Origin of the sequence: Dyadobacter luticola (assembly GCF_005860805.1) — a bacterium.
Taxonomy (GTDB): Bacteria; Bacteroidota; Bacteroidia; order Cytophagales; family Spirosomataceae; genus Dyadobacter; species Dyadobacter luticola.
Genome location: NZ_VCEJ01000005.1, coordinates 584,984 through 609,198, shown reverse-complemented (window position 1 = coordinate 609,198; position 24,215 = coordinate 584,984). Strand labels below are relative to the sequence as shown.

The following is a 24,215-nucleotide window of genomic DNA, read 5'->3' as shown; positions in this document are numbered from 1 at the left end:
GAAAAAGCCAGGTATGTTGAGAAATGCCATTTTATCCCTTCTGCTTCTGACTTCTGCCACGATTTACGCTCAGCCGGGTTTACAGAAGGTTTTTAGTCAAAAAATGGACTTGCCGGATAGCCGGGATATCGGGACCCAGGTTTTGCGAATGAGTGAATCGTTTATGGGTACCCCCTACGTGGGCGGAACTTTGGAAGGAAATCCTACCGAGCGCCTTGTCTGCAAATTCGACGGTCTGGACTGCACTACGTTGGTAGAGAGCTCGATAGCGCTGGCTGTCGCCAAAAATGAAAATCCCACTTTTGAAGGTTATAAAAACGAGCTGACCAAGCTCCGCTACCGCGACGGGATCATCGACGGCTACCCTTCCCGCCTGCATTACATTCTCGATTGGATGTATGAAAACGAAAAGCGCGGACGCCTGGAAGACATTACGGCGAAAGTTGGCGGTATTCCTTTTAAAAAGGAGATCAACTTCATGACCAACCACGCCAACCTGTATCCGGCGATGGCCGAAAGCCAGGTTTGGGAAAAGGTGAAGGAACAGGAGAACATTATCAACTCCCGCGAGCACAGCTACATTCCCAAAGAAGGAATCCAGAAAGCAGAACCTATGCTGCACGATGGCGACATTGTGGCATTTACTTCTTCGGTGGAAGGCCTGGACGTGAACCACATGGGCGTGATCAGCAAAGTGGGCAGCCGGGCGTACCTGATCCACGCTTCACTTTCAGGAAAAAAAGTGATCATGTCCAATGTGCCGCTTGCCGAATACGTAGCCTCCGTGCCCAAACATACCGGCATGATCGTGGCGCGGTTGAATGACATATAAAATTCAGACTGGCACAAAAAAAATTGGCCTCCGGAAAATCCGAAGGCCAGTCTTTTCTTACTACTCACCTAACTCAATTTAAACTCAATACGGTTTATTTTTGATTTGTTAATCGTCAATCCGGATCGCAGGGAACCCTTTCTTCCTCCTTTCTCCTGCCATCACGATCAGACCTGCGGCCGGCCTTTTGATCGCGCATTTCATTCGAATTTCAATAGAGGAAACCAGGTTCCTTGCGGCGTATAAATCGTTACACTGATTTTACGATACAAAAAACATTTAGGTTTGTTAAAGGGGCATTAAGGCAGAATTAAAAGAGAATTAAAAAGGCTGGAATTTCAGAATGAAGGTCGTGCCGACACCTACCGTCGACTCTACATCTATGCTGGCTCCCTGCATGTTAATGATGCGTTTGGTGAGCGCGAGGCCGATGCCGTACCCTGGTTTTGAGATGGTTTTGGCGCTTCGGAAAAAGGTGTCGAAAATGTAGGGAAGCTCCTCGGGGGCGATACCAATACCGGTATCCTTGAAGTAAATCCTGATCTGGTTGTTTTTGATCTCGAAGTACACATTCACGGTTTTGTTCCCCGAATATTTGCAGGCATTATCCATCAGGTTGATAAAGGCCGTGCGTAAGAGACTTTCGTCTGCGTAGCGTTTCAGTTGTTCTTCATTTTCAGGGATTTTGTCGTAGTGTACATGCACCAGATATCCCGGGTTTTTCTGTTGGATAGAGGCTTTGGCCTGCCATAAAACTTCATCGATCCGGATTTTGGAAAAACTGAGTTTGAAGGCATTTTCATCTGTCCGGGCAAGTTCGAGGAGGCGACTTACCAGCTCGTTCATTTCTTTTGCCTCCGACCAAATTCCTTTCAGGGCATCTTCGTATTCGGGAACGGTCCTTTCTTTCATCAAGCTGAGCTCTGCTTCGCTCATAATAAGCGCCAGCGGCGTCCGCAATTCATGGGAAGCATGGGAAACGAAATTTTTCTGCGCCACGAAAGCAATTTCCAGCCGCGTCAGCATTTGGTTGAATGTTTCGGCCAACAGCGCGAGCTCATCTTTCTCCCGCCCTACGGTCACCTTTTCATGAAGGTTACCTGCTGAAATGTTGTTCACCTGGTCTATAATGTCCGACACCGGTTTGATGGCATCATTGGAAAACTGCCAGCCCGCCACGCCCACCAAAACCAGCGAGAGCAGCCACCCGATCAGCAAAATTTCACGCAGCCTTCCAAGTGCGCTCATCCCCAGGTAATCGTCTGCAATCACCACCACCACCCACGGTTTCCGGTGATCCTGCAAAATGTGCCGGATAATGATCATTTCGCGGTTGTGATACCTGGTAAAAAGCTCCTTGCCGCTCCGGGCTTCGCGGAGGGCCGCTTTCGACAAGACGAAATTTTCTTTTCCGCTGATAAAAATTACTGAATCCGCCCCGTCATAAATGGTGATTTCTTCGTCGAGGAGAATCGTCTTGTTTTCTTTTTCAATCTTTTCAATGTCCGCCTTACTGATACCCGTACTCGCCTCTACCAGCTGTGCCACCGTTTGTCCACGCTCATTCAGGAAAGAATAAAATTGTCTTTCACGGTACTGGTCGTAAAAAAAATAGATAGACAAGCAGAAAAGCGCCATGATGGAGCCTACCAGCAGGGTAAATAAAAGCGTCAGGCGGGACTTGATATTCATTCTTCCTTGAAAATGTATCCCATACCTACTACCGTGTGGATCAGTTTGTTAGGATAATCTTTATCGACTTTTTTACGGAGAAAATTAATGTACACATCAATCACATTGGTACCGGTATCGAAGCGGATATCCCACACCTGCTCGGCAATGTCTACGCGGGAAACCACACGGCCGCGGTTGCGCATGAGGTATTCCAGCAGTGCAAACTCCTTGGCTGTGAGATCAATGCGGTTGCCGGAGCGGCGTGCTACCTTTTCATCCAGGTTCAGTTCAAGATCGGCCAGCGCAAGTACCTGGTTCGATTGTTCCCGGGAATTGTTGCGGCTGGAAAGTACCTTGATGCGGGCGATCAGCTCGCGGAACTCGAAAGGTTTCACCAGGTAATCGTCGCCGCCGGCCTCAAAACCGTCGAGCTTGTCGTCGATCGTACCCAGGGCTGTCAGAAAGAGGATCGGGGTGGAGAGACCGTCGCTTCTGAGTTGCTTGGCGAGATCATAACCATTGAGCAGCGGCAGGTTTACGTCGAGGATAATCACGTCAAAACGGTAATTTGAAGCCATTTTTTTGCCTACCTGACCATCGTAGGCCAGCTCAACTTCCCAGGATTGTTCTTCGAGGCCTCTTTTGAGGAAGCCCGCAAGCTTGGGTTCGTCTTCAACAATTAAAATTTTCATAGATGTTTTACCAGTTCGTTATTTCAAATGTTGCACAGATTTTCAAATTAAAAAAAAGGCTGTCCGAAGCATCGGGCAGCCTTTTCGTCTATATCCACACCATTAGAACATTGGCATTTTTGAACATACCATATTCTATTATAATGCAAAATATAAAATTTAAACAATAAACAATAAGTAATTCCTCTTTTTCACAAAATTTCATACAAGTATCAATAGTACTCTGAACCGCTATCATAATCGGCCCGATCGTCGAAAGCGCCGAAATCATCTTCTTCCAGCCGCATCCCTTTTACTGCCTTTTTAATCAGCCCAATCTGACCTGCATGATATACGTCGTGCTGTATCACGCCATGGATTAATGTATAGTAGGAATAGTCACGCCCCGGCACGAATTCTTCCAGAAAGCTGTCATCCTCAATCTTTTCCAGCTCCGAGATCAGTTCTTCCTGCGAAAGACTGAGCTCCATCTGGATTGCTTCCCACTCAAATTCATCCACGATCGGAAACTTCTTCCAATCCTTATCCTGCGTCTTGATATCAAACTCGGCATCGCCCTGGATTTTCCGCACGGCGAAGATCCGCCAAGTAGTCATGTGGTACACGATTTCGGCGATGGAATGTGTGTTCGTGCTTAGCCTTACCTCCGCCATTTTCGGGGTTACATCCCGGAGTGCCTCCACGACGGAGGGCCCGTACCATGCTTCTTCGCTTTCGTAGGTGTCGTTTAATACATCTATGATCCTTAAAATCTCTTCTTTTGTTTCCATATATTTAATTAAGTCAAAGCGCTATGTCTGTTCGTTCAAAGCAAAGAAAATCGTAAATATGTTCTCCTTATCGGCGACTATTTTTATCGCTGTACAACCAATTTTTACAACCGGTGGTCAGGTAAAAATGCAGCGTTCAATAAAACTAAAAAATTGAACCGAGAATTACCGAAAAATAAAATCTTCAATTTCAATTTTCGTTTAATTAACAAATTTTAAATAATAAGACCCGAAATGTTTAAAAAAGCCTCAATATTCCTTTTGCTAGCGGCCGGGCTGGGATTTTCATCCTGCTCCAAAGACCCGCTCAGCGATCTTTCCACCGAGGAATCGCTGGTATATGTTACCAATCACGACCAGTCTGCCAACTATACCCAGTACAAAACTTTCAGCATTGTTGACTCCGTACTGGTAGTGGAAAATGACCGCTCCGGCACCGCGCTGACTGACATTGACAGAAGTCTTTTACAACGCATTATCACCAATATGCAAGCCCTCGGCTACAAATATGTAAGCCCAAAAAGTAAACCGGATGTAGGGATCAATGCTGCCTGGGTGACCAATACTTACCTGAATGTGGCGAGCAATCCTTATTCTTCTTATTATGGCGGATACTGGGGCGGCGGATATGGTTACGGCTACGGGTATCCGAGCTACTACTCGTATTATGAGACGAGTGAAAGTTACTGGCTGATCTCGATGGTCGATTTTAAAAACCCGAATACCGTCGACAAAACATTCAATGTGGTGTGGGACGCGCAGATCCGCGGCTCGGGCATAGGTGATTCTCAGTACATTGAAAAAATGGTTGACTCGATTTTTGGTCAGTCCGGTTATTTAAAGATTAATTAAAAATGAAAAGAACACTCGTTATCATAGCCCTTTGTCTTGCAGGTGTTTTGAAAACTTACGCGCAGGACGCGCCAAAACTTTACACGCTGCCCTCTGCCTATGAACGCTACACACATTACCTTGCTACGGTGAGGTTTATGGGCGCCGCGCCACTGGGCTCGTTTTCAGATTCTTACATCAGCAAGTCATCATTTCAAAATGCTTCTGTCTCCCTCGAATGGGTGCTGCGTAATTCTCCCATTTCGATAGGCGGGGAAATCGGCTCGACGTATTTCAAAGAGCGCATTCCGCGGGCAATCTATACAAATGGGGATGAAACCATTTCAGCCGTGCAAACCCGCACATTATCCCAGGTACCGATCGAGATCTTTGGTAATTATCATTTTCTTGGCAAAAATTCAACGGTCCAACCTTATGTGCAGGTGAGCGGCGGGGTGAGTATTGTCGACTATACTTTGTATTACGGAAGCCTGTCCGACCAGCGTCAAAAAGCGGCCCCAAAATACGGAATTGGGCTTGGCTCGAAGTTTTTGTTTAAAAAAGACGGTTCATTCGGCGTGGATGTCCGGGTGAAGTATGATGGAACTGCCTTTAAATATGATTACATTGACAAAGGCGTTTCTTCTGTAAACGGATCGATCGGCGTCTTTTATCGCTGGTGGTAAACATCAGATTGTGGTACATAAAAAAAGAATTTTGTCAAAAACAACGCTTATCTGGATCGCTGGGGTCCTGCTTTTCCTGACCGGTTCTGGACTTTGGGTCTGGAACCGGTTTGGTCCTTCAGAGGGCCGCTCCTACCCCGAAATCATCAACGCGCTGCCCGTCGCGCAGACTATCGACTCCTCTTCTTCCGCCTGCGACCTGGTTGTGCGGCGCTATAAGCAGATCGGTCGCGAAATGCAGTTTGAGCTGGCTTCCAATGCCGGCGGGCTCGCACCTTATAATGTTGAAATTTCGCAAAACGGAAAGACGCAGCAGTTTAAAGACATTCCGCACCGCTACGGTACCTGGCTCACGCTCCCCAATGTTGACCTTGCAAATGGAGAAGCCAACATTAAAGTGACCAGCCTGGGCTTGCAGGGCTGCGAAACTACGGCACTGATTTCTTTTGACGGTGCCCGAAAAAACGAAATCCCGGATCCGCAAAGCTGGATCCGATATGGCAGCAAGGATAACTTTCTGGATATCCGACCGGTTTTGAAAGACGGCAAATTTTTTCTGAAAGATTTTGCCAGCTATGAAGACGGCCGTACCAAGGTGGTGATGATCGACGGGATTGTGGTGAAGGACATTGAAAAAGGCATCGAGGTAAAGCCGGGACTTTTGTACTCGGTGACTGCGCGGTGGATTGACGCGCCTTATAATGATTGGTGGAATAATGTTAAAAACCGGTCCGTACGCCAGCAGAACATCTGGATAGCGGGTAAGGAACACGCGAAGTCCAGCTCAGCTTTGACGAGGATCAATATTCCGGAGTGGTTTTCCCCTTCACCCACCTTGAATGTGCAGTTTGATACCAAAATCCCGGAATTTCAGCCTATCTCTGGCAAGCTGGTAGCGATGTACCGGATGAATGACGACGTGCCTGCTTCCAACTATTATAATCGTGGGATTAGTTACCTGGCGAATGTGGATGGCGATCAGCAGATTTCCAAAATGCATTACACCGCTACGCCCAATTATTTTTCGGATAAAGACGAAAACTGGTTTGGCAAACTTTCCAAACCTGAGGTGGAGGGAATGGCCGGTGCGCCGGGATTTGGTGTATATGCTTATGATTTTGAGTTCTGGAACCAGCATTATCCGGCAGAAGTGAAGCAGAGGTTGATCTGGTTTTCGGATGTGATCAAGAAAAATCACCCGAAAATGTACCTCATGGATTATTGGGGAGGCGGGGCGTACACCAATCCGCACATTAACACGGTGGGCGGCGCTAATCCGAAAGATCTCATGAAGGATTACCAGGAGCCGAAAGCGAATAATTCTAATTTTGACGTGTTGCCAAACGGGGAAAGTCTCAGAAATACGTTCAATACCACGCCTATCGATGTTTACCCGAAACCGATGTTCCCGATCGATGATAAGGGAAATTCGGCTAATAATTTTGTGCTGCTCTCGGCCTTGCATTCCCTTCGGATCAACAAGTTGATACCTTATCAGAAAAACAACAAGTTCATCTTTTACGGCTGGAACCGGTACATGCCGCTCTACAAGGACCCAATCAACCCGTGGAGCTATAACCTGACCGATCCGAAAGGCGAGCTGATCATGAACCAGCTGGAAATGATGCCCGCAAGTCAGGCGCTCAGCTTTTCACTGTTTTCACTGGTTTTGTTCGACGGGTTCTATTTATGGCACGATGGCGGCGCGGCCAGCCGTGACCCGAATGCTTATCACGTTTCGAAAGATGGCCCGGGCTGGGGATATGAATGGTATCCGGCTGATAATAAGACGCCTGAAAGTGAAGTTGGCAGAAATGCCAAAGGAAAAGGCGCGCCCTGGTACTGGGATTTCCCTACCGAATATTATGCGTTGGGAAACTGGATGGCGAAGCGGGTAGAAGATGTGATTGTGGGCGGTACCAATGTGGACCTGACATTTGAGCGGGATGGAAATTGGGTCGAACCAAAAAAAGAACAGGCCCTGCTGGCGATTGATCAGAAGCTGCCATTTGTGACGGCGATTGTGAAGGATAAAAAGATCGCCGTACTTGCAATCGACACATTCCAGTCACCTACTGCGAGCAAAACCCTGAAAGTACGATTGCCAGACGGCACGGAAACCAGCATTGAAATGTATGGTAACTGGCCGTCGCTGTACCGCGGGATTCTGAAAAAATAAATTAGTATTTCTATACAAAAAAGATCGCGATGGGTGTCGCGATCTTTTTTATTATTGGGATATCCGGATATAGCTGCCAAGCCATTTCAAATGCGTCCCGTATTTATGCAGGATTTCCTGCACAGGCGCATCGTCGCGGTGACCGAGAAATTCCACCAGGAACCACGCCCTGAATGTTGCCTCGCCACGCAGCGGTCGGCTTTCGATTTTGGTGAGGTTGATGCCGCGGTCGTTGAAATCTTTTAAAAACTCGTAAAGCACGCCTGGCCGGTTGGTATTGGGCAAATTGGCGATCAATGTTGTTTTATCGTCATCGCTTTTAATGTTGACAAAATCTTTGGCCAAGATCAAAAAGCGCGTTCGGTTCTGGTCGCTGTCCTCAATGTTATCAAACAAAATCGGTACCCCGAAAAGACGGGCGGAAATCGAGGAGCAGATCGCTGCTGCATCGGGTTCTTCGGCAGCCATTTTTGCCGCTTTTGAAGTGGATTCGACAGGAATCAGCTCAATGCCCATACCTTCCAGATATTCACTCAAAAATTTCCCGCACTGACGAAATGCAATGTCTTTGGAATAAATCCGCTTGATATTTCTTAAAGTATCTGCCTGCGAAGCGAAGGTGAAATGCACCTGCAAAAGTACCTCAGCGACGATAGAAAGGTTTTTCTCCCGCAAAAAATCGACGGTTTCGATCACGATACCTTCCTGGTTATTCTCAATCGGTACCACGCCGAATTTCGCGCGGCCGGTCTCCACACTTTCAAAGACCGAATGAATGGTCGGCAGCATGAGATATTCACTCATACCGCCAAAGCGACTTTCGGCCGCCTGGTGCGTGAAACTTCCCTCCGGACCGAGGTAGGAGATACGTTCCGGCAGTTCGAGATTGCGGGAAACGGCAAAAATTTCAAAGAAAATAGCGTCGATAGCCTGGCGTGTCAGCAGACCGGTATTCCGTTTTTCGAGCCGGTCTAGAATCTGTTTTTCGCGCTCGGGCCGGTAAATAATGGATTGCGACGAACGTTTCAGTTCACCCACTTCTTTCACGAGCTCCATCCGCTCGTTCAAAATATTCAGTAACTGATCGTCGAGCGTATCTATCCGATTTCTTAAATGATGTAAATCCACAGAGAGGTGCTAAGTATTATATTTTGTTATTTTTTCATTCAAATATCTGTTTTCTAAACTGCCAGCGCAAGCTCTTCCACATTCTTCTCGATTTTCAAATTATCAATGATAAAGCGCTGTCTTTCAGGCGTATTTTTACCCATAAAGTAGCTTAGCAATTTTTGGATCGAGGTTTCTTTCTGCAAAATAACCGGCTCGACGTGCATATCCTCACCAATAAACCGTCCGAATTCTTCCGGAGAAATCTCGCCCAATCCTTTGAACCGTGTAATCTCCGGCTTGCTGCCCAGCTTGGCGATAGCCGCCTGCTTTTCTTCCTCAGTGTAGCAGTAAATAGTTTCCTTTTTATTTCTCACCCTGAACAAAGGTGTTTCCAAAACAAACAAATGCCCGTTTCTTACCAGATCAGGGAAAAATTGCAGGAAGAATGTCAGCAGCAGCAGGCGAATGTGCATACCATCCACATCGGCATCGGTGGCGATGACAATCCGGTTAAATCGCAGATTTTCGACACCATTTTCAATATCCAGCGCATGTTGAAGGAGGTTGAATTCTTCGTTTTCGTAAACGATTTTCTTGGTTAAGCCGAAGCAGTTCAAAGGCTTCCCTCTCAAACTAAACACCGCCTGCGTTTGAATGTTGCGCGACTTGGTGATCGATCCGCTGGCGGAATCTCCCTCGGTAATAAATAAGGTGGATTCGTAGCGCAAATCGTTTTTAAGGTCGGTCAAATGCAGCCGACAATCCCGCAGTTTTCTGTTGTGCAAATTCGCCTTTTTTGCACGGTCGTTTGCCAGTTTTTTAATCCCCGCCAATTCCTTCCGCTCCCGCTCCGATTGCTCGATCCTTTTCTTCAAAGCATCCCGCGATTCAGGATGCATGTGCAGATAATTGTCCAGTCTTTCTTTAACAAAATCATTCACGAATGTCCTGACTGTCGGGCTGTTAGGATCTGGCGTAATGGTATTAGACCCGAGTTTGGTTTTTGTTTGAGATTCAAAAACGGGCTCCTGAATACGTATCGCCACGGCCGCGATAATGGAAGAACGGATGTCTTCCGGCGCATAATCTTTATTAAAATGTTCCCGCACCGCCTTCACAACTGCTTCCCGGAAAGCCGCGAGATGCGTACCGCCCTGCGTAGTATACTGACCATTTACAAACGAGTAATATTCCTCGCCGTACTGATTGCCGTGCGTCATCGCAAATTCAAGGTCTTCGCCTTTCAAATGGATGATCGGATACCGCAATGTCTCAGGATCCGATTTGCTGCGAAGCAGGTCGAGCAAACCATTTTGAGAAATGTACTTTTCTCCGTTGAAATTAATGGTCAATCCCGCATTCAGGTAACAATAATTCCAGATCATGTTGTCCAGATATTGCGGGATATATTTGAAGTTTTTAAAGATCGCGGCGTCCGGCTCGAAAGCAATGTGCGTCCCATTCCGCTGATTAGTAGACTCTTCTTTCGACTCGTTCAGAAGCGATCCCTGCGTGAATTCTGCATTCTTGGTCCTGCCTTCCCGGAAAGATTGTACTTTGAAATATTGTGAAAGCGCATTCACCGCCTTCGTTCCGACACCATTTAATCCCACCGATTTTTGGAATGCGCCCGAGTCATATTTCCCACCGGTATTGATTTTTGAAACACAATCGACCACCTTACCGAGCGGAATTCCCCGGCCATAATCCCGCACTTCCACTTTATGCTCTGTGATTTTGATCTCTATGGTCTTGCCATTTCCCATCATGTGTTCGTCAATCGAATTGTCTACAATTTCCTTTACCAGAACGTATATCCCATCATCTACTGCCGATCCGTCGCCCAATTTTCCGATGTACATGCCAGGTCGCAGACGGATGTGTTCTTTCCAATCCAAAGACCTGATACTATCCTCATCGTATTGAACGTTTGTGTTTTCCATATTTATAACTATTCTTTTAGGAGAGATTGTTGATTTTGAATATTGTATTTTAATAATTTTAAATTTTTGTCGTTACGCTGTTATAACTTTGCGCTGCACCTATCTATGGGCCGATTACTAGAAATTGTTTAAAAATAGGAAAATTCTAATTTACTTTGCCCTGATATACACATTCAAATGCTAAACATGCTCTGGTCCAAAATTCAAAAATACTAGTCTTACACATAGTTTTAATGAATTGAAAGCATTTCAATAGTACAATAATTCTTCTTATGAACAGACTCAAATTGGCTAAAAGTTATAAATCCGTATACCTCTATTTTCTCAGTTTTCTCATTAGCCTACCAGTTTTAGCACAGGTATCTCCCACAGGCCCAACTATACAAGCACCCGCTTCAACAGGCAGCCAGGGATCTATCCCGACAAACGCTCCGAGAGGGACCACTACCACCGGTAACACACAGGGAAACACAACAGGAAACACCGGCACGCAGCAACAGGGCAACGCGCAGTCTGGCAATACGCAGCAGCAGGGCAACCAGCCATCCGCAGAGAAAGGTAAAGCGACAGTTGCCGATCAGCAGGCACAAAAAGCAGATAATTCAAAGGATCCAAGCAAGGTTAACGGGGACCAGGGAGCTGCACTTACGCCCGAAGAACAACAAAAAGAGGCTTTGCGCCAGCGGATTTACGGTTATTCACTTTTCGCGAACAAAAACCTTGATCCGATCCCGGATTTGCAGATCTCTACTCCTACCAATTACATTGTAGGCCCTGGGGATGAGTTGAATATTTTCATTTACAACTACGCAGAAAGTACTTACGAGGGCGTCGTCAATAAAGACGGGAACATTATCATTCCCCGTCTCGGGCCAGTAAAAGTAGCCGGCCGGACGATTGAAGAAATCCGTAAAATATTAATTGACAAGTTTTCCAAGTTCGTGCCGGGCCTTTTGGGAGGCGGCGGTGAAACTGCACGTACAAAGCTGATGGTAACATTGGGAGACGTGCGTTCCGTGAAAGTTTTTGTGACGGGCGAGGTAATCAACCCCGGAACGTATACCATGTCTTCGCTTTCCTCTGCATTCAACGCACTGTATCAGGCGGGCGGACCGAATGAAATTGGATCTTTCCGGGATGTACGTGTGATCCGTGCAGGAAAGGTGGTGACACACATCGATATTTATGATTATCTCGTCAATGGTAAAATTGATGGTGATATCCGCGTTCAGGACAATGACAACATTGTAGTGGGCTATTATTTGAAGCGGGCGGAGGTAACTGGTATGGTTAAACGTCCTGGTATTTACGAGCTTACACCCGACGAGAAGCTGAGCGACGTCCTGCGTTATTCAGGAGGTTTTCAGGACAAAGCATACCGTGCAAGAGTTAAAATCCAGCGCATTACTTCCAGAGAAAGAAAATTGCTGGATGTATCAGAAGCAAATTACGATTCATTCCCGATTGCAACCGGCGACTCGATTGATGTAGGAACGATACTTGATCGGTTTGAGAACATTGTGACTATTGAAGGTGCTGTGATGAGGCCGGGCAACTATTCACTGGATGATAGCCCCTCACTCAAAAAATTGATTGAGAACGCAGAAGGACTTCGGGAGGATGCATTTGTGGGGCGCATCAACGTACTCAGAACCCGTGACGACCTTGTGATCCAAAGCATCCCGATTAACTACACCGACATTATCAATAACACCGCTCCCGATCTTATCCTGACAAGACTTGACCAGATCATTGTTCCTTCCAGATTTGAAATGACGGAAGTAGCATATATCAGTGTTGAAGGTGAAGTAAATAATCCGAAGGTTGCGGAGAACGAAGGCAAGTTTCCATACACTGTGGACATGACACTGGAAGACGTCCTCGTACAGGCGGGCGGTTTGAAAGAGTCAGCCTATACCAATGAAGTGGAAGTTGTAAGACGCAAGAGAAACAGTATAGCGGGTGCAGCAAATGCACAAATTTCGGAAGTTTTCAAATTTGACGTCAGTCGTGACCTTTCTTTGAATAGCAAAGCATCAAGCTTCCCGCTTTATCCATTTGACCAGGTGATCGTACGTAAGTCGCCGAATTATGTGGAGCAGCAAACTGTATTTGTAGAAGGTGAAGTACTGGTAAACGGACCTTACACGATCGTCAACAAAAACGATAAAATCAGCGACATCATTAAAAGGGCTGGCGGCCTGACTGACCTGGCTTACCCGGAAGGAGCTACTCTGCTTCGCCGGACTTTGGTAAGAGACCTGGAAGAACCCACTGATTTTGAGCAGGCTGCCATGACCGAAAAAAGCATTAAAGCCGGAACGATCATCCCTAATAGCCCGAATGTGAAGGAGGAGAAAATCGGTATTAAGCTTAAAAATATTCTCAAAAACCCGGGTTCTTTTGAAGACCTGATCGTGCAGGAAGGTGACATTATCCGTATCCCAAAACGCCTGGAAACAGTTCAGGTTGCAGGTTCCGTATTGTATCCGACTTCTGTGAAATATGGAAAAGGAATGTCATTTTCGGATTACATTTCGCAATCGGGCGGATTTACAGCACAATCGCTGAGAAAAAGTTCTTATATCAAATACCCTAACGGAAATGTGGACAGAACAAGAAGATTCCTGTTCTTTAACGTGTATCCGAAAGTTGAGCCAGGATCTGAAATCTTCGTACCGCTGAGAGCCGCTCCGGCTTTGAACACGCAGCAAACGATTTCAACCGCAACCGGCTTGCTGAGCTCCGTAATGGGATTAATTGTAACAGTATTGGCTTTCCGCTCTCTCAAATAATGTCAGCAACGATCACACAACCCCAGCCAAGACAAATTCCGGAAGACGAACTCTCGCCAAAAGAGGTCGTTGAAAAAGTAATCGTCGTAAAAGACGCGTTACTCAGAAACTGGAAGCTTCTTTTACTCCTGCCGATCCTCGGTTTTGGTATCGGCTATGCGATGGATTATTATCTCAAAAAGCCCAGTACTTATGAGGCCAATGTGGTATTTAACCTCGGTGGAGCCAGTCAGGGTTCTGGACTAGGCGAAATGGCTGGATTACTCGGACTTGGATCTGCTCCGGATGCAAACATTTTTACCGGCGAGAACTTCTTCTATTTTGTTAAATCCCGTCCGGTGATTGAAAGAAATTTAATGAAGGAAGTGGATGTCCGGGGACAAAAAATGCTGCTTGCCAATCTTTACATTGATTCAAGCGGCATCAAGACCGAGGATTGGGCCGACCGGACTGACCTGCAGGCTTTCCATTTTAAAGATAATAACATTGCGAAACTGGATATGAATTCCAGGGTTGTGCTCAACATGCTTGTGAAAAGAACTGCCGAGGCAACCGAGATCGCAGCATTAGACCGCAAGTCTTCTTTCATTTCTCTTTCAACGAAGATGGAAAATGAAACATTGGCCGGACTTTGGGTTACAACATTGCTGACTACCGTGGAAGAAATGTACACGGAGAACCAGACGCAGAAAACGAGAAAAACATTGAAAGTGCTCCAACACCGCGCTGACTCACTGGCGGCGGTTTTGGGTATCGAAGAGCACAAGCTGGCGAGACAAATGGATTACAGCCAGCAGATCATGCTGCCCGAGGCAAAAGTTTCGACACACAGTATGGAAAGAAAATCTTCATTTTTGCAGCAGCTTTATTATGAAGCGATGGCAAATGCAGAGAAAATGCGTGTGTCACTGGTCCGTGAAGCACCGTTATTTACAGAAATCGAAGGTATCAAGGTACCTTTGGATGTGAAGCATGAAGACAAGCGTAATGCCAAGATCGGCGCGCTGTCCGGATTAATGATCGCCTTGATTTTAACATATTTCAGAGCTGTTTTCAGCTCCGTCCCGAAAGTAGAAAAAGCATAAAATGGCCAGTTCACAACACACAACTACAATTAAGGCGGGGGGATCTGAGAAGGATTATTGGAAGGATTTGTGGCTGCACCGCCAATTATTGTGGATTCTTTCGAAGAGGGATATATCAGTAAGATATAAGCAGACATTGCTAGGCGTAGCATGGAGCGTTCTGCGCCCGCTGATGACGCTGGTAGTGATGGTATTTGTTTTCAGCTACGTAGCCAAAACGAAAGGTGATCCGAACGTGCCATATCCCTTAATGGTATTAAGCGGTCTGACTATCTGGACATTTTTCTCGAATACTTTTGGACAAATCAGCAGCAGTGTGCTGATCAATTCCAACATGGTTTCAAAAGTATATTTCCCACGTCTTTTAATGCCACTCAGCGCAGTGGCAGTTGGTTTCGTAGATTTTCTCATCAGCTTCGCCATTTTCATGCTGATGACGCCATTTTTTGATTATCAAATAAGCTGGCAAATTATTTACCTTCCTTTCTTCATTTTACTTACATTTATTACTTCTATGGGCTTCGGCCTGTTTTTTGCTGTATTGAATGTGAAGTTTCGTGACATTGGTCAGCTGATCCCGTTTCTGATACAAGTCGGCATGTATGCTTGTCCGGTCGGATATAGCGCCTCGCTTGTGAAAGGTACCTGGTACGAAAAATACTATAATCTTAATCCTTTAGTAGGTATCATTTCCGGATTCCGGTGGTGCCTGCTGGGAGAAAATTCATACTTCAATCCACAAAGTTTGTACTCGACGGCTATTACATCTTTCGCAATCCTGATCCTCTCTTTGATTTATTTTCGAAGAAAGGAAAATACCTTTGTGGACTATCTCTGAAAAAATTACATGGGCGTACCGGTTATTGTAGCTGAGGATATTGGCAAGAAATATATCATTGATCACCAGAAAAGAGGTGGTTCGTCAAGTCTTCGTGACATTGTTACGGACACCTTGGACAATTGGTTTTCAAGAAAAAATGATTCCGGATTTGCTGAAAAAGAGGAGTTCTGGGCTTTAAAAGACGTTAATTTCAGCATCGACCAGGGTGATCGTATAGGAATAGTAGGTCACAATGGTGCGGGAAAATCGACTTTACTCAAAATTCTCAGCCGGATCACTGAGCCGACCACCGGCCAGATCAAAATAGACGGACGTATTGCCAGCTTGCTGGAAGTAGGTACCGGCTTTCACCCGGAGCTGACAGGCCGCGAAAATATCTTTTTGAATGGTGCCATTTTGGGCATGTCCAAAAATGAAATCAAACAATCCTTTGACGCAATTGTTGATTTTGCAGGGGTTGAGAAATTCCTCGATACGCCTGTAAAACGTTATTCATCAGGGATGTATGTGCGGCTTGGCTTTGCCATCGCAGCGCACTTGAATCCTGAAATCCTGATTGTAGACGAAGTTTTGGCAGTGGGAGATACCGAATTTCAGAAGAAATGTTTGGGTAAGATGCGGGATGTTTCGGAAAGCGGGAGAACATTGTTATTTGTAAGCCACAACCTGACTGCTATCCAGGCACTCTGCAACAAATCTTTCTATTTCGAAAAAGGCCGCCTGATCGATCAGGGAGAAACTACACATATTGTTACCAATTACCTCAGCAAAGTTTCCCACAAGATGCTCGACAAGCATTGGGATACCATCGACAGCGCGCCTGGAAATGATCAGGTAAGGGTAAAAAGATTTAAGCTTTTCCCGGAATATCAGGACGACCTCAACCACATTGATGTCCGCACGCCGATCAACTTCCAGTTTGAATTCTGGAACCTGGTGGAAGGTGCAAATCTGAATCTGAGCATGCACCTGTATACTTTCACGGGTGAATGTATTTTCAATGTGGGTACACAGTCCGAGCCTTTTGCAAAAGGAATTGTGAGCGGAACCTGCGAGATTCCCGGAAATTTCCTCAATGACGGCTCTTATGTGGTATCGATGATGATTGTCAAGGATACCAGCACCGTATTGTATAATATGGAAGAGGCGCTTGTATTTGATGTAGAGGATTATCGTGAAAATGTTACCTGGTATGGCAAATGGCCCGGATATATTCGCCCTCAACTTAATTTTTCCATTCGCCAAACTGAACACGTAGTGAATGATTAACGTCACTAAAACCTTTTTACCAGATCAGGAAGAATATCTGAAATACGTCCGGGAAATTTGGGATCGTAATTACGTTACCAACAATGGTCCTGTTCTGAAACAACTCGAAGCTGAATTAAAGAAATACCTGGGCGTTGAGCATTTCTATTTTTGTGGAAACGGCACTATTGTTCTTCAAATCGCCATCAAAGCATTGGAAATCACCGGTGAAGTTATTACAACACCTTTTTCCTATTGCGCTACTACCAATGCTATTTTGTGGGAAAACTGCACGCCCATTTTTGTAGACATTGATGCTAAAACCTTCAATATCAATCCCGAGCTGATTGAAGCGGCCATCACGCCTGCTACTACGGCCATACTCGCTACACACGTCTACGGAAATCCCTGCGATGTGGAAGCGATTGAAATCGTTGCTAAAAAGCATAATCTGAAAGTCATTTATGACGCCGCGCATGCTTTCGGAGTAACGTATAAAGGAAAATCGCTGCTTTCTTTTGGCGATTTAAGTACTTGCAGCTTTCACGCCACCAAGGTATTTCACACGATCGAGGGTGGCGCATTGATTTCCAATCACCCCGAGCTGGATCGTAAACTGGATCTGCTGCGCGCATTCGGCCACAAAGGTGACGAGTTGTATGAGCTGGCAGGTATCAACGGAAAAAATTCCGAATTCCACGCCGCAATGGGTCTGGCAAACTTGCCGCACGTACCCGAAATTATCCAGGCCAGAAAGCATGTTTTTGAAGAATATGACCGGCTTTTAAACTGGGATATTTTATATAAACCCCTTCTTAGTGAGCACATTGAATACAACTACGCTTACTATCCGGTTGTTTTCCCGTCCGAAGCAGTGATGTTTAAAGTGATGGATGCGTTGCGTGCCGAAGACATCATTCCGCGCAGGTATTTCTACCCGTCGCTGAACACCCTTTCTTTCATGCCCAAACAAATTGCGTGTCCGGTTTCGGAAGATATCGCGTTAAGAGTGTTAAGTTTGCCATTGTATGTCGGTCTGCCTGATTCTGATATCGAGCGGATTTCGGGCATCATCAATGGTCATCTATAACCTGGTATAATGGTCCTTCTTTATTGGCTTTCCTTTTTGCTTTTTTTATATGGCATTGGCATTGTTGCAAAAAAGATCGCACAACCATCGCTGGCAGAATGGATTATCACCAGTTTTCTGCTTTTCACCGGCAGCATCATTCCTACCGGTTTTGTTCTTTCGGCGCTGGATCTTACGGCCAATACTTTTGCCTGGATCATCAGCACGTACCTTTCGCTGACAATTCATTTCTTTTTCTGGCCTTTTTTACTCGGGCCAAATCAAAAGTATTCGGTCCGGCAGGTTTTTTCTAACCGGATTTCGACATTTAAAGCCTGGACGCGGGAGCTTTCGCCCTATCTCAAAACGATTTTCATTTTCATGTTCGGTACGCTGGGAGTAATCGCAGTGACGAATTTGATCCTGGTACTTTTTACTGTTCCAAATGAATGGGATAGTATGACGGGACATTTAAATCGCGCAGTTCGCTACATCCAGCGGGGTACGATGGCGCATTTCGGTGGTACCAACTGGAACATGGACACCTACCCGAAGAGTCCGACAACCATCCACATCTACACTTACCTGATCAGCGGGAAGTTTGAAAATGCGTTTAAACTGATTCACCACGTTTCCTACTACCTCACGCTGGTTTCTGTTTTTGGGATCGCGCAGCGGATCGGCAGAAATTTGTCGGCCAGCTTCTTTTGCGCTTTGGCTTACGCTTTGTTCTTGGATTTCCTGATGCAGGCGGTAACCACTGAAACTGATATTGTGCTGACCGCTTACCTCAGCTGCCTGCTCTATTTCCTTTTTACTTACTACACAACCCGGCTCAACAAATATCTGTATCTGGCAGGAATGGCCTTCGCGCTCGCATTCGGGCATAAAGTGACATTCTTCCTGCTGATGCCGTCGGTATTTGTGGTGATGATTTATACCGTTTTTCTGGCGCCGAATTTTAAAACATTCTTTTACCGTGTGCTGAGATTGGGTTCCGCTATCGTCATTGCCATGCTGATTTACACTTTCCCGACCGGATATGTGAAAAACATCATGGTTTTCAAGCACCCCATCGGCCCACCGACTGCACTGAAACATCAGTCTATCGAGCGGGCTGGGCCGCTTTCCAATTTATTCGAACAAGGCAGCCGGAATGTTGTGCGCTATGCTTACGATTTTTTCAATCTCGACGGGATCCGGAATGCACAGTGGGGTTATGATTTAAATACCACGATCCGCAAGCCGCTCGCGGTTTTGGAAGATAAATTGCACATGCGCCTGGACGAAGAAACCGATTTTTCGATCCTGCCCTTTTCTATGCAGCGGCGGTTTAATAATTATAATGCGAACCCGTACTGGGGCGTATTTGGTTTTGCGCTTATCCTGCCGCTGATTCTCCTGGTTTTTATCCGGGTGTTCCGATCGCGGGTACATTGGTTTCTGGCACTGGCATTTTGCCTGCATTTTGCAGCGCTTTCCTATTCAGCGCCTTACGATCCTTTCAAGGGACGGTATTTTATAGAAACCGGGTTGTTCGGTGTACTTTTTCTGCTACTGCTTTTTTCACACCACCGGCTTTCGATTATCAAACCGCGTCGTAACATTTGGAAAGGGTACATTATGATGGTGGTCGGACTTGCCTGTATTTCAGCAGTCATGGCGGTTTATCTCAACATCCGCTGCCTGCCTTTCCCGGCTTACGGCTACAAATCAGCACTAACAGAAGACCGTATCCAGCTGCAAACATTTGCCCGGCCGGATATTACAAAACCTTACGAAGCATTTGACTCTATCGTGCCGCAAAATGCGACCGTGGCGCTGGCTACCATTAATGATGATTTTGAATATCCTTTGTATGGATCACATTTGACGAGAAAACTCATTACCATAAACCCTTTTGAAAAAGGCCTGCAACCGATCCCCAAGGATGCTGACTATCTTTTTTATGCCAAAAGTGTGATCAACGATACCAGCAAAATCAAAGCTTTACCGACGGATATCCGCCTGGGTTCCGACACCACTATGACCAATCTTGACGTAAAAGGCCAGGATTATTATCTCCGAAAACTTAAATAGCACCCTATGACGATCGCCATTATGCAACCCTATATTTTTCCGTATATAGGCTATTTCCAGTTGATTAATGCGGTTGACAAGTTCATTATCTACGACGATGTGAATTTTATCAATAAGGGCTGGATCAATAGAAATAACATACTGGTATCCGGTAGTGCCCATTTATTTACAATTCCATTAAAAGACGCTAGCCAGAACAAGCTGATCTATGAAGTAGAGCTGGCCAGAAACGATCCCTGGCAGAAAAAGTTGTTAAAAACCGTCCAGCAATCGTATCAGAAAGCGCCCTATTTTCAAAAGACTTTTGTTCTGATTGAAGAAATTGTAAATTTAGACGCTCAAACAATCAACGAGCTCTGCCATTATGCCATGCAAAAAGTGTGTGCAGCGATGGAAATTAAGACCGAAATCATCCCCTCCTCGACGATTTATAATAACAAACACCTGAAAGGACCAGAACGCATTCTGGATATCTGTAAACAGGAAAATGCCAGCCAATACATTAATCCGGTAGGAGGAGTGGAATTGTATGATAAAAGCAAATTTGAAAGCGAGGGCGTGAAGCTGGACTTCATCAAAAGTGTGCAGAGCCCCTACCCTCAATTCAAAAATGCTTTCGTACCTTGGTTGTCAGTTATAGATATCCTGATGTTCAACAGTCCGGAAGAAATCAGGAAACAGTTACTGGCTTACGAACTTATCTGAGAATGGCGAAGATCATTATTTTTGGAGTACTTGATACCGCAGAATTAGCACATTATTACCTGACGCATGACTCTGATCATGAGATAGCAGCATTCACTATCAATCGCCAGTACATTGAGAACGAGTCTTTTAAAGGCCTTCCGGTTGTTGCTTTTGAAGATGTTGAAAATCTGTTCCCCCCGTCCCAATATTCCTTTTTTGCACCAATGACGGGCCGGAATATGAACCGGAACAGAGAAGCGATCTACAATCAGGCCAAGGCAAAAGGTTACCAGTTTATTTCCTATATCAGTTCCAAAGCGACGCTCTTCGGTAATACCATCGGCGACAATTGCTTTATCCTGGAAGACAATACCATTCAGCCCTTCACGACCATCGGAAACAATGTGGTGCTGTGGAGCGGAAACCATATCGGGCATCACGGGCAGATCAAAGACCACGTTTTTTTCACTTCCCACGTGGTACTTTCCGGACATTGTGTAGTGGAATCTTATTCATTTTTTGGTGTAAATAGTACCATCCGCGATTATACGACCATCGCGCAGGGTACATTGGTCGGGATGGCGTCGGCTATCACGAAAGAAACCGAAGAATGGGGGATTTACATTGGGAACCCGGCCAAGAAAGTGCCTGGAAAACTGAGTCACGAAGCTTATTGACAAACTGATCGCGGGCGGGAATTTTAAGGTTTAGATAGCAATCACAAGGTTAATGGAGCCGAAGAAAATATTATTTGTGAGTCATGATGCGAACCGCGCCGGCAGCCAGCTGTTGCTATTGCAGCTGCTGAGACTGCTCAAAGAACGCGGCGTTCCGATGCACCTGCTGCTTTGCAGCGGCGGTGAGCTGGAAAGTGAGTTCGAAAAAGTGATTACCATTACCCGGCTCTATCAAAGCAACAAAGTGGCGCCCACGCCATTTACCGGCAAGGTCCTTAAAAAAGTAAACCTCCATAAAATCTTCGAAGAAAGGAATGTTCAGCGTGTAAATGACCGGATCGTTTCCGAGTTGGAGCAACAGAACATTGGTTTGGTTTTCGTCAATTCCATCGCCAATTCAGGTGTTTATCACGATTTTCTGAAATTCCTGCACCATTTGCCCCTGGTACTTTTTGTGCACGAGCTGGCGATGTCGGTGAAGATTTATTCGCATGAAAAACATCTGAATTTTCTTTTAAAGAAAACAGATCACCTGATCGCGGTTTCTCATGCAGTAGCTAATTATTACGTCAAAAAATACGATTTTCCTGAAAAGCATGTCAGCACATTTACCCTGATCGATCATGAACACATTGATCAGCAGCTACGGCACATTCAAAGGAATATTCTTGAAAAAACCTATAAAATCCCAGAGGATGCAATCGTGATCGGCGGCTGCGGGAATGCCGAGTGGCGCAAGGGAAATGATATTTTCAACTGGATTGCCAAGCGGGTGATCCATAAAACCCAGCCGCTTCCCGTTTATTTTGTATGGGTCGGCGCCGGTCCGCAGCATGAAATTTATGAGCTGATCGAAAGCGATATCCGCCTTATGGGCCTGAGCGACAAGATCATACTTGTGCCTCCTACCCCATTTGCACTCGATTACATTAACCGCTTCGACGTGCTGCTTTTGAGCTCCCGAGAAGATCCTTACCCGCTGGTGGTGCTGGAAGCCGCCTTGCTCGCAATTCCGGTGGTATGTTTTGAAGATGCCGGCGGCGCGCCCGAGCTGATCGAATCTGACGCCGGCTTTGTGGTACCTTATATGGATATTTCGGCCGCTTCGGATGCCATTATTCAGCTCGTACTCGATCAGTCGTTGAGAGAAACTTTGGGACAACAGGGACGAAGGAAGGTTTTGGAAAGGCACAATACCGAGAAAAGCGTGGGAAGTATCGAAGCCATCATTCAAAAGTACTTACCTTTGCGTGTTTCGGAAAAACACAATCAATGACCATTGCCTTTACTATCTGCTCAATCAATTACTTAGCGCAAGCCAGAACATTAGGAGATTCACTCAAATCCACGAATCCTGATGTACTTTTTTTCATAGGCCTGGTCGATTCCCTGCAAGGTGTAACATTCGAGCCGTCGTATGCGCACGATTTCCCGATGATTGAAATTGATAAAATCGAAATCAGGGATTTTCAGGAAATGGCTGACCGGTACAACATTACCGAGCTCAACACCGCTGTCAAGCCTTTCTATTTCATCTATTTTTTCAAACATTATCCCGAGGCTGACAATGTGATCTATTTTGATCCCGATATCATTGTTTTCCAGCCACTTACAGAGCTTCTTGGTTCTCTCAAAAAACATAAAGCCGTAGTTACCCCGCACATCAACACGCCAATCAATGACCGGCTGACGCCCAATGAGTTGCATCATTTAAATACGGGGGTTTATAACCTAGGTTTTGTGGCGCTCGCGCGAAGTGAAGAAATCCTGAAATTTGTGAGCTGGTGGGAAGAAAAGCTGCGGTTTGAATGTCTGATAGATCTTTGCAACGGACTTTTTGTCGACCAAAACTGGATGAACTTCCTGCCGCTGTTTGTGGAAAACACGCACATTGAAAGAAATCCGGGGTATAATGCAGCTTACTGGAATTTGCACGAAAGAACATTTTCAGAAGACAACCATACGCATTTCGTCAATGAAAATAATCCGCTGATTTTCTTTCATTACAGTGGTTACGATCCTGCCAAGCCGGATATTTTATCCAAATACCAGGATCGTTTTGAGCTGAAAAACCGTCCTGACCTGACTGCATTATTTGCATTATACCGGAACAGCCTCATTTCAAATGGCAATGCTTACTACCGGAAATACCCTTGCTCCTACATTAAGCCGCCCACAGTTCGTCGCTACCAGCGGGTCAGAAAAATGCTGAAAAAGCCGATCAATTACGTGATTGACCTGCTCGAAACGACCTGATGAAAGAACTCGTATCCGTCCTGATCCCGATCCTCGACCCGCAAATCAATCCTACCGAGGAGAAGCTTTTGCATCATTGTCTGGAAACCCTCGAAAAGTATCCTTTGATCTTTGTCACTTTCGAAGGCGCGGATTTGTCGATCGTGCGGGAACATAATGAGGATATCGATGTCATTTATTTTCCAAAAAAATACTTCGAATCCCGGGATACGCTTTCGCAGCTTTTTTTGCTGGAAGATTTTTACGAGCATTTTAATTGGAGTGAATTTCTGCTCATCCACGAGCTCAATAGCTGGATAATTCGCGATGAGCTGCATTACTGGTGCAAGCAGGGCTACGATTACCTGCGCGCCGATCCCTTTTTTGGCGGTTCCCGGAATGTGGGCGAAAATCCCTTTGCCAGGCTTGGCGGCCTGAAAGAGGAAGAAAAACGACTGATCGGGCAAGGCTATACCGATAATGGTCTTTACCTTTGCCGGATTGAACAGATGACCAAAACGTTGAAAAACAAAAGAAAGGAAGCACATCAGTACCGTCACGGAAATTTGCCGAAAGCCGATGCCGTGTTCTGGGACCTGGAAGCGAACCGGTTTTGGCCAAACCTGCGAAAACCGACGGCCATAGTCCGTCAATATTTCGCGCAGAATGCTCACAACTTGGACCAATCTAAAAATCTGCCTTTTGCTATCACGGGCATTTCGCGGGCGAATATCCAATCTTTGTCCTATTTCAAAACATTGCCCGAAGCAGAATAAGCACAC

At 45.8% G+C, this 24,215-nt stretch carries 20 protein-coding genes; 15 read left to right on the top strand and 5 right to left on the bottom strand.

Annotation, left to right across the window (positions count from 1 at the left end):
• The first annotated feature begins 13 nt into the window (after positions 1-13).
• Positions 14-832, top strand: a complete 819-nt coding sequence (locus tag FEN17_RS21695) for an N-acetylmuramoyl-L-alanine amidase-like domain-containing protein (protein WP_138367482.1) — start codon at positions 14-16, stop codon at positions 830-832.
• A gap of 321 nt (positions 833-1,153) precedes the next feature.
• Here the strand turns inward: FEN17_RS21695 and FEN17_RS21690 are convergent, their stop codons facing one another.
• From FEN17_RS21690 to FEN17_RS21680, 3 genes are all read right to left on the bottom strand, one after another.
• Positions 1,154-2,524, bottom strand: coding sequence for a sensor histidine kinase (locus FEN17_RS21690; protein ID WP_138367481.1), 1,371 nt, complete (start codon positions 2,522-2,524; stop codon positions 1,154-1,156).
• Positions 2,521-3,198: a response regulator gene (locus FEN17_RS21685; RefSeq protein ID WP_138367480.1), complete on the bottom strand. Its 678-nt coding sequence runs from the start codon at positions 3,196-3,198 to the stop codon at positions 2,521-2,523. The genes FEN17_RS21690 and FEN17_RS21685 overlap by 4 nt, the downstream gene beginning before the upstream one ends.
• Positions 3,199-3,410: 212 nt before the next feature.
• On the bottom strand, positions 3,411-3,968 hold the full coding sequence (locus tag FEN17_RS21680; RefSeq protein WP_138367479.1) for a DinB family protein: 558 nt from the start codon (positions 3,966-3,968) through the stop codon (positions 3,411-3,413).
• 234 nt (positions 3,969-4,202) lie between these two features.
• On the opposite strand from FEN17_RS21680, the gene FEN17_RS21675 reads away from it, so the two are divergent.
• Genes FEN17_RS21675 through FEN17_RS21665 form a run of 3 tightly spaced genes read left to right on the top strand, consistent with a single transcriptional unit; the run spans position 4,203 to position 7,664 of the window.
• Positions 4,203-4,820 carry a DUF4136 domain-containing protein gene (locus FEN17_RS21675; protein WP_138367478.1) on the top strand — a complete coding sequence of 206 codons (618 nt, stop codon included), beginning with the start codon at positions 4,203-4,205 and terminating at the stop codon, positions 4,818-4,820.
• Between the two features lie 2 nt (positions 4,821-4,822).
• The gene (locus FEN17_RS21670; protein ID WP_138367477.1) at positions 4,823-5,485 is read left to right on the top strand and encodes a hypothetical protein; all 663 of its coding nucleotides are present in this window, start codon (positions 4,823-4,825) and stop codon (positions 5,483-5,485) included.
• 31 nt (positions 5,486-5,516) lie between these two features.
• Entirely contained in the window at positions 5,517-7,664 is a 2,148-nt protein-coding gene (locus FEN17_RS21665) for a hypothetical protein (protein WP_229208938.1), read from the top strand.
• A 51-nt stretch (positions 7,665-7,715) separates the two neighbouring features.
• Here the strand turns inward: FEN17_RS21665 and pheA are convergent, their stop codons facing one another.
• Both pheA and FEN17_RS21655 read right to left on the bottom strand, forming a co-directional pair.
• Positions 7,716-8,792 carry a prephenate dehydratase gene (pheA, locus tag FEN17_RS21660; RefSeq protein WP_138367475.1) on the bottom strand — a complete coding sequence of 359 codons (1,077 nt, stop codon included), beginning with the start codon at positions 8,790-8,792 and terminating at the stop codon, positions 7,716-7,718.
• Between the two features lie 53 nt (positions 8,793-8,845).
• Entirely contained in the window at positions 8,846-10,717 is a 1,872-nt protein-coding gene (locus tag FEN17_RS21655) for a DNA topoisomerase IV subunit B (RefSeq protein WP_138367474.1), read from the bottom strand.
• Positions 10,718-10,989: 272 nt separating this feature from the next.
• Here FEN17_RS21655 and FEN17_RS21650 point away from each other — a divergent pair, with 272 nt between their 5' ends.
• The 11 genes from FEN17_RS21650 to FEN17_RS21600 are packed head-to-tail and all read left to right on the top strand — an operon-like array spanning position 10,990 to position 24,209.
• Complete coding sequence (locus FEN17_RS21650; RefSeq protein ID WP_138367473.1) at positions 10,990-13,512, top strand: SLBB domain-containing protein; 2,523 nt, start codon at positions 10,990-10,992, stop codon at positions 13,510-13,512.
• A complete protein-coding gene (locus FEN17_RS21645; protein ID WP_138367472.1) occupies positions 13,512-14,597 on the top strand; it encodes a hypothetical protein in 1,086 nt (361 codons plus the stop codon). The genes FEN17_RS21650 and FEN17_RS21645 overlap by 1 nt, the downstream gene beginning before the upstream one ends.
• A 1-nt stretch (position 14,598) precedes the next feature.
• Entirely contained in the window at positions 14,599-15,435 is an 837-nt protein-coding gene (locus FEN17_RS21640; RefSeq protein WP_138367471.1) for an ABC transporter permease, read from the top strand.
• 9 nt (positions 15,436-15,444) lie between these two features.
• Positions 15,445-16,707: an ABC transporter ATP-binding protein gene (locus tag FEN17_RS21635; protein WP_138367470.1), complete on the top strand. Its 1,263-nt coding sequence runs from the start codon at positions 15,445-15,447 to the stop codon at positions 16,705-16,707.
• Positions 16,700-17,776: a DegT/DnrJ/EryC1/StrS family aminotransferase gene (locus FEN17_RS21630; RefSeq protein ID WP_138367469.1), complete on the top strand. Its 1,077-nt coding sequence runs from the start codon at positions 16,700-16,702 to the stop codon at positions 17,774-17,776. The genes FEN17_RS21635 and FEN17_RS21630 overlap by 8 nt, the downstream gene beginning before the upstream one ends.
• A 9-nt stretch (positions 17,777-17,785) precedes the next feature.
• On the top strand, positions 17,786-19,834 hold the full coding sequence (locus FEN17_RS21625) for an ArnT family glycosyltransferase (RefSeq protein WP_138367468.1): 2,049 nt from the start codon (positions 17,786-17,788) through the stop codon (positions 19,832-19,834).
• Between the two features lie 6 nt (positions 19,835-19,840).
• Positions 19,841-20,539 (top strand): WbqC family protein, encoded by a 699-nt coding sequence (locus tag FEN17_RS21620; protein WP_138367467.1) that lies wholly within the window; start codon positions 19,841-19,843, stop codon positions 20,537-20,539.
• A gap of 2 nt (positions 20,540-20,541) precedes the next feature.
• Positions 20,542-21,198, top strand: coding sequence for an acetyltransferase (locus FEN17_RS21615; RefSeq protein ID WP_138367466.1), 657 nt, complete (start codon positions 20,542-20,544; stop codon positions 21,196-21,198).
• A 52-nt stretch (positions 21,199-21,250) separates the two neighbouring features.
• Positions 21,251-22,474 carry a glycosyltransferase family 4 protein gene (locus FEN17_RS21610; RefSeq protein ID WP_138367465.1) on the top strand — a complete coding sequence of 408 codons (1,224 nt, stop codon included), beginning with the start codon at positions 21,251-21,253 and terminating at the stop codon, positions 22,472-22,474.
• Entirely contained in the window at positions 22,471-23,454 is a 984-nt protein-coding gene (locus tag FEN17_RS21605; protein ID WP_138367464.1) for a glycosyltransferase family protein, read from the top strand. The genes FEN17_RS21610 and FEN17_RS21605 overlap by 4 nt, the downstream gene beginning before the upstream one ends.
• Positions 23,454-24,209, top strand: a complete 756-nt coding sequence (locus FEN17_RS21600) for a DUF5672 family protein (RefSeq protein ID WP_138367463.1) — start codon at positions 23,454-23,456, stop codon at positions 24,207-24,209. Before FEN17_RS21605 ends, FEN17_RS21600 begins: the two co-directional genes overlap by 1 nt.
• Positions 24,210-24,215 lie beyond the last annotated feature (6 nt).

Excerpts from the sequence above, each read along its gene's own strand:
- FEN17_RS21695 (WP_138367482.1), top strand. The coding sequence starts at position 14 with ATGTTGAGAAATGCCATTTTATCCCTTCTGCTTCTGACTTCTGCCACG.
- FEN17_RS21690 (WP_138367481.1), bottom strand. The coding sequence starts at position 2,524 with ATGAATATCAAGTCCCGCCTGACGCTTTTATTTACCCTGCTGGTAGGC.
- FEN17_RS21685 (WP_138367480.1), bottom strand. The coding sequence starts at position 3,198 with ATGAAAATTTTAATTGTTGAAGACGAACCCAAGCTTGCGGGCTTCCTC.
- FEN17_RS21680 (WP_138367479.1), bottom strand. The coding sequence starts at position 3,968 with ATGGAAACAAAAGAAGAGATTTTAAGGATCATAGATGTATTAAACGAC.
- FEN17_RS21675 (WP_138367478.1), top strand. The coding sequence starts at position 4,203 with ATGTTTAAAAAAGCCTCAATATTCCTTTTGCTAGCGGCCGGGCTGGGA.
- FEN17_RS21670 (WP_138367477.1), top strand. The coding sequence starts at position 4,823 with ATGAAAAGAACACTCGTTATCATAGCCCTTTGTCTTGCAGGTGTTTTG.
- FEN17_RS21655 (WP_138367474.1), bottom strand. The coding sequence starts at position 10,717 with ATGGAAAACACAAACGTTCAATACGATGAGGATAGTATCAGGTCTTTG.
- FEN17_RS21650 (WP_138367473.1), top strand. The coding sequence starts at position 10,990 with ATGAACAGACTCAAATTGGCTAAAAGTTATAAATCCGTATACCTCTAT.
- FEN17_RS21645 (WP_138367472.1), top strand. The coding sequence starts at position 13,512 with ATGTCAGCAACGATCACACAACCCCAGCCAAGACAAATTCCGGAAGAC.
- FEN17_RS21640 (WP_138367471.1), top strand. The coding sequence starts at position 14,599 with ATGGCCAGTTCACAACACACAACTACAATTAAGGCGGGGGGATCTGAG.
- FEN17_RS21635 (WP_138367470.1), top strand. The coding sequence starts at position 15,445 with ATGGGCGTACCGGTTATTGTAGCTGAGGATATTGGCAAGAAATATATC.
- FEN17_RS21630 (WP_138367469.1), top strand. The coding sequence starts at position 16,700 with ATGATTAACGTCACTAAAACCTTTTTACCAGATCAGGAAGAATATCTG.
- FEN17_RS21625 (WP_138367468.1), top strand. The coding sequence starts at position 17,786 with ATGGTCCTTCTTTATTGGCTTTCCTTTTTGCTTTTTTTATATGGCATT.
- FEN17_RS21620 (WP_138367467.1), top strand. The coding sequence starts at position 19,841 with ATGACGATCGCCATTATGCAACCCTATATTTTTCCGTATATAGGCTAT.
- FEN17_RS21615 (WP_138367466.1), top strand. The coding sequence starts at position 20,542 with ATGGCGAAGATCATTATTTTTGGAGTACTTGATACCGCAGAATTAGCA.
- FEN17_RS21610 (WP_138367465.1), top strand. The coding sequence starts at position 21,251 with ATGGAGCCGAAGAAAATATTATTTGTGAGTCATGATGCGAACCGCGCC.
- FEN17_RS21605 (WP_138367464.1), top strand. The coding sequence starts at position 22,471 with ATGACCATTGCCTTTACTATCTGCTCAATCAATTACTTAGCGCAAGCC.
- FEN17_RS21600 (WP_138367463.1), top strand. The coding sequence starts at position 23,454 with ATGAAAGAACTCGTATCCGTCCTGATCCCGATCCTCGACCCGCAAATC.